Source organism: Planktosalinus sp. (assembly GCF_059864935.1).
On sequence record NZ_JCBCCK010000101.1, the window covers coordinates 1 to 12,708 of the forward strand.

The window sequence follows — 12,708 nt, forward strand, 5'->3', positions numbered from 1 at the left end:
CTGCGTTTTGACTTTCTGTACAGCGTAATCGCTGTATTCAGGCCCACACGGTACATCCAGGTACTGAACTTGGAGTCGCCCCTAAATTTGGGAAACGCCTTCCACAGCTGAATGGTGATTTCCTGAAACAAATCATTATGAGAATCAGCATCATTGGTGTACAAGCGGCAAATCTTGTGCACGATGTTCTGATTTTCTTCCAGTTGGGATACAAAGCTATGCTCCAGTTCCTTGCTCAAAGTTTGTTGTAGTTAGTTGAAAGGTTAGTAGTCTGTTATTAAGATTTGTTACAAAAACCTGTAAAATGTGTTTAGCAATTTTTGTATTTGTCGTTCAATCCTGAGCCGGCAAGAATCATAGGAATGCATTTTTCCAAACGGGCAATACGGGTTTTTTCCTGCTTGGCACTGCCAATGTGCTCTTTGTATTCTTTTTGCTTGTAAGGGGTGAGTGTCTCAAATTGTGATTTGAGATGTTTGTTGTTTTTAAAGGCCCCTTCCAGTTCGAGGGGCATTTCGACTGTAGATTTCTTTTTTGGAGCGGCTTTTTTATGGGCTTTGGCGTTTGCAAGGGCTTCTTTGGCGTATTCCAACACCAGTTTTTCATCAATTTCATCTAAGCTCTCAAACCTCCATTGCAACATTGCGCTGGTTTTACCTTCTTGGGCATTTAGCAATTTCTTTTGGGGATCTTTAAGTAAAGCTCCCTGAAAAAACCAGATACAAAAATGGTGTTTGAACCCACCCAATCCCAAGACATTTTGCCCGTTTGAGGCAACATACACAGGTGCTCCCCATTTGATGGTTTCTTCCATACCGGTTTGTATCATCAATTTACGGAGCAGGGTGAGTTCGGCTTTCCAGTGGGCATTTTTTTCAATATAGGCGGTGATTTTGTCGTTCATTTTATTGAATTTTTATTGTGGGGAATAAAAGTAGTAATAAATGCATAAAAGCCGAAATCATCAATTTGCTCACTTCGTTTACAATTCATCACAAAAAACCAACGGCTCGGTAAGTAACTTTTCTATATCAATAACCATTGCAGCAATTTTGATGAAAATTCTAAGCAATGCGTTATATATGTCTATTATTCATTTTGGCTACTGAAATAATTTCTGCTCAAACAACTATTTCAGGTACAGTTCAGGACAACAAGGGAAAACACATTGTAGGGGCCAATGTGTTTCTGGAAGGCACTTTTGACGGAAGTATCAGCAAGGAAGATGGGAGTTTTTCATTTCAGACTTTTGAAACGGGAAATCAAAAACTTATTGTTTCCTTTTTGTCATTTAAAACATTTACTTCAAGTGCTGAGGTTTCTGAGATGAACAACCTAAAAATTGTTTTACGCGAGGATGTAGCTGCCCTTGATGCCGTTATGATTACTGCGGGAAATTTTGAAGCAGGGGATAAGGCTCGGGTATCGGTGCTAAAACCCTTGGATATTGTGACTACAGCAGGTTCAGCAGGTGATATTGTTGCTGCACTGCAAACCCTTCCTGGAACGCAAACCGTGGGTGAAAGTGGAAGGCTGTTTGTCAGAGGTGGTGAATCCGGTGAAACTCAAACGTTTATTGACGGAATTCGCGTGGCACAACCTTATGGAGCCAGCGTGCAAAACATTCCCACACGGGGGCGGTTTTCTCCTTTTTTATTTAGCGGAATGTCATTCTCAACCGGCGGATATAGTGCTGAATATGGTGATGCACTGTCAAGCGTGTTGTTGTTGAACACCAAAGACGAAGCTACTCAAAATCAAACGGAAATTTCCTTGATGACAGTGGGACTTGGTTTAGGCCAAACCCTAAAAGGAAAAAACAACGACCTCACTTTAAATGTTGCATACATCAATTTAGAACCCTATCAGGCAGTTGTTCCACAACAATTGAATTGGAACAAGCCTTTTCAAACACTGTCCGGGGAAGCTGTTTATACACAACGTTTTTCAAAAGGGATTTTAAAAGGGTATGCTGCTTTTGATGCTTCTGAATTTGATTTTAACCGGGAAAATATCAACCTTGAAAAACTTCAACGAATTGACTTGAATAATAATAATTTTTATGGCAACACTTCTTACAAATCTTACTGGAATAATGACTGGCAGTTTTTTAACGGAATTAGTTATGGATATGGCACAAATTCCATAAATATTGACAGTGCAAACGTGAAAAATGATGAACACTCCCTGCACATCAAATCAAAAGTGGGCAGGCGGTTTTCAAATCGCTTTCGCGTAAGCGGGGGAGCAGATATTTTCTACACTCGTTTTGACGAAAGCTTTACGGAAGAAGATTTCACGTTCAACAGCAATTTTGAATCTCTCATTGCTGCCCTGTATACCGAAGCAGATATTTTCTTTTCCAAAAAATTTGCTGCCAAGGTAGGAGTGAGGATGAATTACAACGAACTATTGAATGATATAAGACTTTCGCCACGGGTTTCATTGGCATACAAAACAGGGGAACATTCACAATTTGCTTTGGCTTACGGACTGTTTTCACAGGCCCCGCAACCAGATTTTTTAAAATACAACAAGGATTTAATTACTGAAAAAGCTGCTCATTACATACTAAACTATCAATACAGCCACAACCGCAGGACTTTGAGGGTGGAAGGCTATTACAAAGATTATAAGGATTTGGTCCGGTTTGATAGTGAGACTCCCGTTTTCAATTCACAGTTTTCAAACGGGGGCAAAGGACATGCCGCAGGACTTGATGTGTTCTGGAGGGATAGCAAAACCATTAAAAATACTGAATACTGGCTCTCTTATTCCTTTATTGATACCGAACGTTTGTACAGAAACTTTCCTAAACAGGCCACACCCAATTTTGTGGCCAATCACACCGCATCTATTGTTGTAAAGAGATGGATTCAAGATTGGCGTTCACAACTGGGTTTGTCACACACCTTTCACACAGGAAGACCTTATGACAACCCCAACCAACCCGGATTTATGTCAGGAAAAACAAGAGACTATCACAGTATGGGTTTTAACTGGGCTTATTTATTGAGTGAACAGAAAATACTTTATTTTTCAGTTTCCAATGTGTTGGGGAATCAAAATGTTTTTGGTTATGAGTATGCTCAAACGCCTGGCGAAAATGGTGTTTTTAACCGAAGAGCCATCACCCCAACAGCCGACCGGTTTTTCTTTATCGGGTTTTTCTGGACGATAAGTGATGATAAAAAAAGCAATCAGTTGGAGAATCTTTAAATTTTATTTCCAAAATATTTCAGGTTTTATAAAAAATACGGTATCAATAAAATACAATACATCATTTTGAGTCAAAACATTTTCATCGTGTAAATCCTCCAAAATAACACCTAGAATTGGATTGTAATAGTCGTGGTTACGAATATTAATAAATCCATTATTTTCCATGAAAACTTTAACCTTGTCAAGGTTGGTTTTATCTCTAGTTTTTACATAGGGTTGCTGAACCACAGCATAAAGGACTTGACCTTGTTCATGAAATCCCAATAGCTTGTATGCAGTATCAGGAAAGAAATAATTATTAAGTAAGAGGTTATTGAAATAATCTAACCAGGTGACGTAATAAATACTGTCATTTAATTTAAAAACGTGTTTATCATCAAAAATAAAAACGCGCTGTTCAGCACCTTGAGAAATAAATTTATTGAAATCAATATCAAAAATCCAAAGGTTGTTTTTGGTAATATACTTTTTTAACTCCTTTGTTTCTTTTTGTTTGTAGAGCTTACTTGTTTTAGCCATTGCGCTTGTTGACGTGCCTGTACTAAGGTAACTGGAGATTGGTTGGATAGAATTTCCAAAGCTAACGCTGCTCTTTCCTGAAAGGATATTTTGTAATTCATTTTTTAATTGGTTTTGATCCACCATGCTAACTATATTATTCAAACATATTTAGCTATTTGCCAAATTCAATTAGCCACATTACAAAGGTATTAAAGTTAATCGAGTAAAAAAAGACGATTAAAATTATGACAATCAACAACTTATTTTTTAAATCTTTAAGGCAGTTAAAAATAAGCCAGAATGTAAGGCAGGTATATAATCACAGCAATAGTTACAGCAACAACTGCGGCAAAAAACACCGCTCCGGCAGCGATGTCTTTTATGAGCCCTATTTTATTGTGATAGTCGGGATGGACAAAGTTGGCGATTTCTTCCACAGCCGTGTTTAAACCTTCAATACTTAATACCAACCCAATTGCAAGCAATTGAAACATCCACTCTGTGGCAGTAATATCAAAATAAAACCCTGCGGCAATAACCAGCAGGGCGACAAATGTTTGCACCTGTATGCTTTCCTCTTTTTTTATGAGAATACAGGCACCCTTGATGGCATAAACAAAGCCTTTTAAACGGTTTTTTATGAAGTAATTTGACTTCATTGAATATGTTTTAAAACATCAGCATAATTAGGTTCTTGGCCGATTTCTGATACCAATTGGGTGTATATTACTTTTCCATTTTCATCAACTACAATTACAGCTCTTGCGTGTAACCCTTCAAACAACCCGGATTCAATCCTTACTCCATAGTTTTTTCCAAATTCATTGTCCTTAAAATCAGATAAAGTCACCACATTATTTAGTCCTTCAGCTGCACAAAAGCCGGATAAAGCAAAAGGCAAATCTTTGGAAATACAGATAACTTTAGTGTTTTCAAGATTTGAAGCCTCTTTATTAAATCTTCTTACCGATGCTGAACAGACTCCTGTACCAACACTCGGAAAAATATTTAAAATCAATCTACTGCCTCTGTAATCTTTTAGGGTTACACTTGATAAATCAGTTTTTGTTAGTTTGAAATCGGGTGCTGATTGACCAACCGGGGGCAGGTTGCCATTAGTGTTTGTGGGGGTTCCGTCCAGTGTTATTCTTGCCATAGTGTTTTTAAAATTTAATTTCTGATTCGATTTTCTGTCCGGTAAGCATTTTGATTTTGATATTAAACAATGCAAAAATCAACACCATAATCGGGCTGAGCCAGTTAAAAACGGCATAACCAATATATTCTGAAACTGAAACCCCTAAAACACCACTGTGATAAGCACCACAGGTGTTCCAAGGTATTAGCACTGAAGTCACCGTACCTGATGCCTCCAAAGTACGACTGAGGTTTTCAGGGGCCAGGTTTTTGTCTTTATAGGCTTTGGCAAACATTTTTCCGGGAACCACAATCGCGAGATACTGGTCGCTGGCAGTCACATTGAGCGCCAGACAGCTGGCAACCGTACTGGCAAACAAACCAAATACTGATTTAAACATTTTCAGTAAAGCACGTGTAATCACTTTTAAAGCACCGATGGCTTCCATCACTCCGCCAAATACCATCGCACAAATAATCAGCCAAATCGTGCCAAGCATACCGGCCATTCCTCCTGATGAAAACAGGTCGTTTAATTGTGCATTATCAGTTTCAATAGCCACATCAGTGGTAATAGCGTCCATAATTGTAATATATGTACTAGTAAAGGGGGTTGAAGATTTAGTATTTATTGAAAAAGAACCAATTGATTCACCATCAATTAAAACTTCAGAAGTTTTGGTTTCATTAATTTTTGGATTTCTATTAGATGTTAAAAGTGAAAATTCAATATTATTAGAGATACTTATATTTTCCATTATTGGAATGATTTTATAAGTGCCAGGTTCTTGAAGTTTTTTCGTTGTTTTGTCGGAATAATTTTCATCCCATTCTACATAACTTGAAAATTCATCAGGTATATCAGAAATCTGGTATTTAAGTCCATTTGTCCAAATTATTTGATTTTGAAAAATTATTGCAAAAAAAGCAGCCATTAGGGTTCCTATCAAAAGTGCAACAAGAGGTGAAGTCTTTCTAACAATAAGAAAAATCACTACTGCCGGCACTAAAAACAACCACAAACTCACATTAAAAGATTGTTCAATTGAGATTAAAATAGTCTCCTTATCGATGGCACCACTGGGTTCAATAAACAAGCCAATGACTATAAAAACCAAAATAGTAATGATATAGGTAGGTATTGTAGTAAGAGAAGTATAGCGAATATGTGTAAACAAGTCGGTTCCAGCCATAGCCGGGGCCAGGTTGGTGGTGTCGCTCAAAGGCGAAAGTTTGTCACCAAAATAAGCCCCTGAAAGTATGGCACCTGCCGCCATACCCACGTTGATGTCCAGCGCAGCAGCAATTCCGATAAGGGCAATACCCACTGTTGCCGATGTGGTCCAGCTGCTTCCTGTTGAAATTGAAATGATAGAACAAATAATCACACACGAAGCTAAAAAAATGGTTGGGTTAAGAATTTGAAGACCGTAGTAAATCATTGTGGGAATCACACCGCTGATGAGCCAGGTTCCTGCAAGTGCACCCACCATTAAAAGAATAAGAATGGCACCGGTGGTTGATTTCACGTTCTTGGCCACGGCATTCATCATCTTCTCATAGGGGATATTGTAATAAAACCCTACAATAGCCGCAACAGCCCCGCCCATAATCAGGATAAACTGGTTACTTCCTGCCAGGGCATCATCGCCATAGACAAAAAATACATTGTAAAATAATAAGATGATAAGGACGATGACCGGTATTAAAGCCCCCAGTATGCTTATTTCCTTTTTTTTGGATGTCTGAGAGTCTACAGATTCTTGGGATTGTTTTTTCATCAAAGTGTTGGTTTAGGAGTGTAATGTTACAACTTTGATCAGAAATGTGCAAGGAGTCTTTTTGATAAAAAAAACTTAGAAAAATAAAGGCAGCTACTTGAGCTGCCTTTGTATAAATGAGAAGTTTAATACTAAATTACTTCATAGGATTCTATAATTCCCACCTGTTCCATACACTTTTTAATGTGTTCATAAGTGCGTTCAATATCGTTATCCAATCCGATTGAAAATCGAATCAAACCATCAGTGAGTCCCATTTCAGTTTGTTCTTCCTCAGGAATTTCAGAAGAAGTTGAAGTGCCGGGAGCACTAAATAAGGTCTTGTAAAATCCTAAACTAACTGCCAAATAACCAATATTTTCTTTCTGCATCAATTCCATTAACTCGTTGGCTTTATCAAGCGAACCTGCATCAATGGTCAGCATTCCGCCATAACCGTATTCGGTGTTCATCATTGAAGAAAACAAATCATTTCCGGGATGTGATTCCAAGCCGGGATAAACGGTTTTGATACCATCATCCTCAAACCGTTTTGCCAAATACATTGCATTGCGGCTGTGTTGCTTCATCCGGATGTGGAGAGTTCTCAGGTTTTTTAGAATAGATGCAGCCCTTAGGCTGTCCATAGCAGGGCCAAGTAGCATACAGGCACCGTCATTGACACTTCGCAATTGGTCGATGAATTCTTGAGTGCCACAGATCACACCTCCCATAGTGTCACTGCTTCCGTTGATAAATTTGGTCAAGCTGTGAATCACCACATCAGCTCCCTGCTCTGCCGGAGAGACCATCATGGGTGAAAAAGTGTTGTCAACCACCAGTTGTATACCGTGTTTTTTGGTAAGTTTTGACAATGCAGGAAGATTAGCAATTTCCAGTAGGGGATTGCTCATCGTTTCACAGAAAATCATTTTGGTTTGGGGGGTAATGGCAGCTTCAACCATTTCAAGGTTGGTAATATTTACAAATGAAGTGTTAAGTTGAAACTTGGGCGCAAAATTTTTCAAAAAGGCATAAGTGCCCCCATAAATTGTTCGGCTGGAAACCACGTGGTCTCCGGCACCACACATTTGCATGATCACCGAAGTGATGGCACCCATTCCGGTTGCGGTTACATGAGCCGTTTCAGTGCCTTCCATCGCTGCCAATGCCTGACCTAAAAAAAGGTTGCTGGGCGATGAGTGTCTGGAGTATAAATAACAACCTTCGGCATTTCCTTCAAAAGTGTCAAACATGGTTTTGGCTGAAAGAAATGTATAAGTGGTCGAATCTGAAATAGAGGGATTCACGCCTCCAAATTCACCAAAATACTGAAGATCCTGAATTTTATTAGCAGGTTTAAACATAATTGTTGATGGTTTTAAAATATAAAAAATCAAAGCTAAGGAGATGCAGTTTCATTATCAATGATAGTTGTCATATATAGATTATATAACTGTTAAAATTTAGATAAGTAGATTATTATTCTTTTATTTGCTTTAAAGTCAATTCTTACAAAAAAATAAACTTAATGCAACTTGACAAACTGGACTTAAAACTGTTAAAACTGCTTCAGGAAAACAGTAAGCAAACTAACAAACAGCTGTCGCTTCACCTTAATTTATCGGTAACTGCAGTGTTTGAACGTATCAAAAAGCTTGAAAAATCAGGAATAATAAAGCGATATGTTGCTGTAATAGATAATGAAAAGGTAAATAAATCGCTGGTTGTTTTTTGCCAGATCAAACTTATACAGCACACCAAAGAATTCGTCACCAAATTTGAAAAAGAAGTTATTGTTCTTGATGAGGTAATGGAATGCTACCACATTAGCGGTGAGTATGATTATCTCCTGAAAATTTTAGTGAAAGATATGGCCGAATTCAGGGAGTTTATGGTCACTAAACTTACTACACTAAAACACATTGGAAGTACGCAAAGTTCCTTTGTGATCAGCGAAGTGAAAAATGAAACAACTGTAGTCATTTAAATTGCCTAAAATAATGGTTAATCGATTTTTCATTTTCACAATCTTCAGAACTCATTGCAAATCGTTCAATAAAGAAGATTTTGAGGAGATTGCGTTAAGCCTTAACGCCAAATTCTTTCATTCTAATTCACACTTAGAATTTCGTATTAAAACCTTCCCGAATCTGTTGTAGATTTGTATTTTTGTACTTCATTTTAAAAAAATTACCATGAACACATATGATGTTGCCATTATAGGTTCCGGACCCGGTGGTTATGTCGGTGCCATTCGCTGCGCCCAACTGGGGCTGAAAACCGCATTAATTGAAAAATATTCTGTTTTAGGAGGCACTTGCCTCAATGTGGGTTGTATTCCTTCAAAAGCATTGCTGGACTCTTCTCACCACTATGAAGATGCATTAAAACACTTCAAAGACCACGGAATTGAAATTCCCGGCGACATAAAACTCAACTTCAAACGAATGATTGAACGCAAACAGGACGTGGTTGACCAAACCACCAAAGGCATTCAGTTTTTGATGGACAAAAATAAAGTAGATGTTTATGAAGGTCTGGGCTCTTTTAAAGACGCCACTCACGTGAACATTAAAAAAAATGACGGCAAAACCGAAACCATTGAGGCCAAAAACATTATAATAGCTACGGGCTCAAAACCTTCAACGCTTCCGTTTATAAAAATTGACAAAGAACGCATCATCACTTCTACCGAAGCACTTTCACTTAAAGAAGTACCCAAGCATTTAATTGTAATCGGGGGTGGGGTGATTGGTCTTGAACTAGGACAGGTTTACCGTCGTTTAGGTTCAGATGTTTCCGTAGTGGAATATATGGACCGCATCATCCCGACTATGGACAGTGCCCAAAGCAAGGAGCTAACGAAAGTTATGAAAAAACAAGGCGTAAAGTTCTACGTCTCTCATCAAGTGAACGATGTTTCGCTTAAAGCGAAAGAAGTGACTGTAACCGCAAAAGACCCCAAAGGAAAAGAAGTCACCTTTAAAGGGGATTATTGTTTGGTTTCAGTGGGAAGAAAACCCTATACTGATGGGCTTGCGGCCGATAAAGCCGGAGTGAAAGTCACCGAAAAAGGAATGATTGAAGTTAACGACCATCTGCAAACCAACGTTAAAAACATTTACGCCATAGGCGATGTGGTGCGCGGTGCTATGTTGGCTCACAAAGCTGAAGAAGAAGGCGTTTTTGTAGCAGAAACCATCGCCGGCCAAAAACCGCATATTGATTACAATTTAATTCCCGGGGTGGTTTACACCTGGCCGGAAGTGGCATCAGTGGGTAAAACCGAAGAACAACTCAAGGAAGCCAATGTTGAGTACAAAGTGGGACAATTCCCGATGCGTGCTTTGGGTCGCTCAAGAGCCAGTGGTGATACTGACGGTTTTGTAAAAATCCTGGCCGACAAAAATACCGATGAGGTGTTGGGTGTTCATATGGTAGGGGCAAGGGTAGCAGACCTGATTGCCGAAGCCGTAACCGCAATGGAATTCAGAGCCAGCGCCGAAGATATTGCTAGAATGAGCCATGCTCACCCCACTTATGCCGAGGCAGTTAAAGAAGCTGCGCTTGCTGCGACTGAAGACAGGGCATTACATATTTAAAAACAATCCCCGCGAAAGCGGGGATCTCTTATTTTACTGAGGCAATATTTTTTTTACTTCTTCTTCATTCTCCTTTTTAATATAGATAAGAACAAGACCATTTTCAGCGCGTTTTCCATAATGCTTTATTTCTTCACTTTCTAAATCTTTAATAACTAAAACAGATTCAATCCAATCTATGTCAACGTTTTGAAGAAATGGCTGCTTTATAACAACTTCACCGTTGGAAAGTTTAATAATAAACAATGGTTCCGGTTGTATTGTTTGTTCAAAAGATTCCTGTGAAAATAGTGAAGTATTCTGAGAAAACGCAGAAGCAGTCAAGAGGATTGCAAACAGAGGTAAAAAGGTGAATAGTTTCATAGTATAAAATATAAGGTATAAAGGTAAAGGTAAAATTAAATATAAATATAAAAGCAATTAATTGTCTTTACTAAATTCCGGATTTATTTTGTTATCAGTTTACCGGCAAGGTATGCTGCCGGAATATAAGCCAATAGCAAATCAACCGTTATAAACCAAACAGGTGCCGGTATCATAAAACTTGCAGCAATTCCACCCAACAGGAAGAAAAAACCGATACCCATAGCAAATTTCATTTTATGGGTTGCAGCAATTCTCGCTGCGACAAGTGCCCCGGTAAAAGTTCCTGCAAAATGCGCCACAAACGGCACAATATAATGAACAGGGTTCATCAAATGCATACCGGCTTTCAGTCCTTCGGCAGTTGTCGTGTCCACACCTTCAGGTGGTGGGATTACTAATGGCCCGTAATAGACAATGAGCATATTTACAGCACTGCCAACGATTATTCCGCCAATCACGGCAATGATATTCGCTACAATAGGATTCATAAAATTGATTTTGGTTGTTAGTCAGTCTAAAAGTAATAAAAAAATGTTACAACCTGTTGTTCATTTTGACTTACGTTTTCAGGACTTAAGACAACCCCTTTGCGCTCACTGTTTTTAGGTAAACCGAACCCGAAACTACTCAAAATTCCAAGCACCAAATTTTAAGCACCAAATCCCAAATCATAAGTCGTTAATTCTCAGTCCCACCATCAGGCATGCTCAAGCTGATTACTGCTACTGAATACTGAACACTTTTATAGTCTCCCATCACCTAACTCCTTTTTAAAACACCTGCTACTCAACACCTGTTCATATTGCCCATAATTGGGAATGCGCTCATAACCGTTTTTGGTGTACAATGCAATGGCCTCAGGATATTTATCGCCGGTTTCAAGAATGGCGTGGGTATAACCCAGCGAGCGAGCCCAGTCTTCCAATGCATCAAGTATTAATGTGGCAATACCCTTTCCTCTAAATTCATCAGGAACAAACATACGTTTGATTTCAATGGTGGTAGCATCAAAATGCCTGAGCGCACCACAACCCACTGCATTTTCACCTTCAAATGCTAAAATGACATGTTTAATTTTATCTGTTTTATTGTATTGGGCGTGAAAGTCTTTTTCATCGCCGTCGCGAATGGCGATATCATTGTCCAGAGCCTTTATTAGTTTAATAAAAACGGGATGTTGCGGGGTAGTTTTTTCGATTCGAATCATTGGATTGTTTTCAACAAATTTCTGAAAATTTATTGAACATCACGAGCAATTCCATAAGCACTGATTACCCGTATGCATTGCAATTCAATACAATCAAAACTCAATTCCTTCCAGGCTGTACCCTCTATACCCTTAAGCCTGATACTGTTGGCTGAGGTTTCGATGGTAAATAAAAAATCACTGGCATACTCACCCTGCATGACATGACGCTGCGTGAGGTCTATCATACCATACCGGTTAACAGCCTGAAGGATGTTGTCGCTACTGGTACGGTAATGTAACTCTTTCCAGTTGCATCCCTGCAGGCAAATAAGTTTAATGGCTTTTTTGGAAGATTCTATACTTATTTTAAATTCGACGGGAACCTCTGTAAGTTTTTCCTGAGCAAAAAGGCTCGTTGAAAACAGTAAAAGTGCCAAAACCGTCAAGAGGAAAAAGCCTTTGAAAGAGTGTGTCGAAGTTTTCATCAATTAGAAAATTAGGTTCTGACTTCTAATATAATCAAAAAAGGAAACAATTGCTACTAGATGCTTGAAATTTAGATAAAAAGCAGCCGAAGTTTATATTTCCGTAAAGCCCACCTGATGTTCTTTCAGAAACTCCTTTATCACATCAACACGGATACATTGCCCAAGATGCAGGAAAGCATAGTCGCTGACTTTCTTTTTCCTGCCTTTAACCAAAATCATTTTTTCTTCCATGTCAAATCCCAAATGGAGGTGTTTGGTGCTTTGTTGCATCCCGAAGATAATTCCTTTTTCGTCAAACAACGGTCCGCCACTTTGCCCGCGCAAGCCGGGGGTGCTCATTTCTATACCTGTTATGGCATTATTTTCGGCAATGTTTCGGGTAATCATCCCCTCGATGGGGAAGTAAGGAACCACAGCCTGCTTGCTGTTGTCAAAGTTAA

General features: G+C 38.8%; 15 protein-coding genes. 3 read left to right on the forward strand and 12 right to left on the reverse strand.

Annotation, left to right across the window (positions count from 1 at the left end):
* Window positions 1–239 (reverse strand): sigma-70 family RNA polymerase sigma factor (locus AC6F75_RS04360; protein ID WP_500713726.1); only part of this gene is annotated, 239 nt, incomplete at its 3' end.
* A 71-nt stretch (window positions 240–310) separates the two neighbouring features.
* On the reverse strand, window positions 311–904 hold the full coding sequence (locus AC6F75_RS04365) for a DUF1801 domain-containing protein (RefSeq protein ID WP_500713727.1): 594 nt from the start codon (window positions 902–904) through the stop codon (window positions 311–313).
* 167 nt (window positions 905–1,071) lie between these two features.
* On the opposite strand from AC6F75_RS04365, the gene AC6F75_RS04370 reads away from it, so the two are divergent.
* Window positions 1,072–3,219: a carboxypeptidase-like regulatory domain-containing protein gene (locus AC6F75_RS04370; protein ID WP_500713728.1), complete on the forward strand. Its 2,148-nt coding sequence runs from the start codon at window positions 1,072–1,074 to the stop codon at window positions 3,217–3,219.
* A gap of 3 nt (window positions 3,220–3,222) precedes the next feature.
* Here the strand turns inward: AC6F75_RS04370 and AC6F75_RS04375 are convergent, their stop codons facing one another.
* The 5 genes from AC6F75_RS04375 to AC6F75_RS04395 all read right to left on the reverse strand — a co-directional run bounded on the left by AC6F75_RS04375 (window position 3,223) and on the right by AC6F75_RS04395 (window position 7,990).
* The gene (locus tag AC6F75_RS04375; RefSeq protein ID WP_500713729.1) at window positions 3,223–3,867 is read right to left on the reverse strand and encodes a putative polyvalent protein kinase domain-containing protein; all 645 of its coding nucleotides are present in this window, start codon (window positions 3,865–3,867) and stop codon (window positions 3,223–3,225) included.
* Between the two features lie 140 nt (window positions 3,868–4,007).
* The gene (locus AC6F75_RS04380) at window positions 4,008–4,382 is read right to left on the reverse strand and encodes a diacylglycerol kinase (protein ID WP_500713730.1); all 375 of its coding nucleotides are present in this window, start codon (window positions 4,380–4,382) and stop codon (window positions 4,008–4,010) included.
* A complete protein-coding gene (gene tpx, locus AC6F75_RS04385) occupies window positions 4,379–4,879 on the reverse strand; it encodes a thiol peroxidase (protein ID WP_500713731.1) in 501 nt (166 codons plus the stop codon). Before tpx ends, AC6F75_RS04380 begins: the two co-directional genes overlap by 4 nt.
* Before the next feature lie 7 nt (window positions 4,880–4,886).
* Entirely contained in the window at window positions 4,887–6,641 is a 1,755-nt protein-coding gene (locus AC6F75_RS04390; protein ID WP_500713732.1) for a Na+/H+ antiporter NhaC family protein, read from the reverse strand.
* A 131-nt stretch (window positions 6,642–6,772) separates the two neighbouring features.
* On the reverse strand, window positions 6,773–7,990 hold the full coding sequence (locus AC6F75_RS04395; protein ID WP_500713740.1) for an aminotransferase class I/II-fold pyridoxal phosphate-dependent enzyme: 1,218 nt from the start codon (window positions 7,988–7,990) through the stop codon (window positions 6,773–6,775).
* 161 nt (window positions 7,991–8,151) lie between these two features.
* Here AC6F75_RS04395 and AC6F75_RS04400 point away from each other — a divergent pair, with 161 nt between their 5' ends.
* Window positions 8,152–8,610, forward strand: coding sequence for an Lrp/AsnC ligand binding domain-containing protein (locus AC6F75_RS04400; RefSeq protein WP_500713733.1), 459 nt, complete (start codon window positions 8,152–8,154; stop codon window positions 8,608–8,610).
* A gap of 208 nt (window positions 8,611–8,818) precedes the next feature.
* On the forward strand, window positions 8,819–10,225 hold the full coding sequence (gene lpdA, locus AC6F75_RS04405) for a dihydrolipoyl dehydrogenase (RefSeq protein WP_500713734.1): 1,407 nt from the start codon (window positions 8,819–8,821) through the stop codon (window positions 10,223–10,225).
* A gap of 33 nt (window positions 10,226–10,258) precedes the next feature.
* Here lpdA and AC6F75_RS04410 read toward each other — a convergent pair whose 3' ends face one another.
* The 5 genes from AC6F75_RS04410 to AC6F75_RS04430 all read right to left on the reverse strand — a co-directional run.
* Complete coding sequence (locus AC6F75_RS04410) at window positions 10,259–10,588, reverse strand: hypothetical protein (protein ID WP_500713735.1); 330 nt, start codon at window positions 10,586–10,588, stop codon at window positions 10,259–10,261.
* A gap of 83 nt (window positions 10,589–10,671) precedes the next feature.
* Complete coding sequence (locus AC6F75_RS04415; RefSeq protein ID WP_500713736.1) at window positions 10,672–11,079, reverse strand: hypothetical protein; 408 nt, start codon at window positions 11,077–11,079, stop codon at window positions 10,672–10,674.
* 254 nt (window positions 11,080–11,333) lie between these two features.
* Window positions 11,334–11,798 (reverse strand): GNAT family N-acetyltransferase, encoded by a 465-nt coding sequence (locus tag AC6F75_RS04420; RefSeq protein ID WP_500713737.1) that lies wholly within the window; start codon window positions 11,796–11,798, stop codon window positions 11,334–11,336.
* Window positions 11,799–11,827: 29 nt separating this feature from the next.
* Window positions 11,828–12,265, reverse strand: coding sequence for a hypothetical protein (locus AC6F75_RS04425; RefSeq protein WP_500713738.1), 438 nt, complete (start codon window positions 12,263–12,265; stop codon window positions 11,828–11,830).
* A gap of 93 nt (window positions 12,266–12,358) precedes the next feature.
* On the reverse strand, window positions 12,359–12,708 hold a 350-nt coding region (locus AC6F75_RS04430), incomplete at its 5' end, for a hypothetical protein (RefSeq protein ID WP_500713739.1).